Annotated in this window: 1 rRNA gene; it reads left to right on the forward strand. The window is 55.4% G+C overall.

The features are described from left to right. A 16S ribosomal RNA gene (locus M1M07_RS32395) occupies positions 1-220 on the forward strand; the annotation flags it as partial. Between the last annotated feature and the right edge of the window lie 370 nt (positions 221-590).

The raw sequence follows: 590 nt of genomic DNA on the forward strand, positions 1-590 counted from the left end.
CCGTGAAGTCGGAGTCGCTAGTAATCGCAGATCAGCAACGCTGCGGTGAATACGTTCCCGGGCCTTGTACACACCGCCCGTCACGTCATGAAAGTCGGTAACACCCGAAGCCGGTGGCCTAACCCCTCGTGGGAGGGAGCCGTCGAAGGTGGGATCGGCGATTGGGACGAAGTCGTAACAAGGTAGCCGTACCGGAAGGTGCGGCTGGATCACCTCCTTTCTAAGGAGCAACTTCCGATGCAGACGCAACACAGGTTGTGTTCTGGTCGGCAGAGCCATTACGGACACACACGTTGTCCGGTGGTGCTCATGGGTGGAACGCTGACAAGCACTCTTCGGACTGTCCCTTCTACATGGAAGGGATCGGGGAGTTATATCGGTGCACTGTTGGGTCCTGAGGGAACACGCAATGTGTTTTTTCAGCGACGATGATCTGCGAAAGAGGAGAGTTTCTTCTTCTCGAGTAGGGGTTGTTGTGTGTTGTTTGAGAACTGCACAGTGGACGCGAGCATCTTTGTTGTAAGTGTTTATGAGCGTACGGTGGATGCCTTGGCACCAGGAGCCGATGAAGGACGTGGGAGGCTGCGATA

The sequence above is a fragment of the Rhodococcus sp. HM1 genome, assembly GCF_023218075.1.
Lineage (GTDB): Bacteria > Actinomycetota > Actinomycetes > Mycobacteriales > Mycobacteriaceae > Rhodococcus.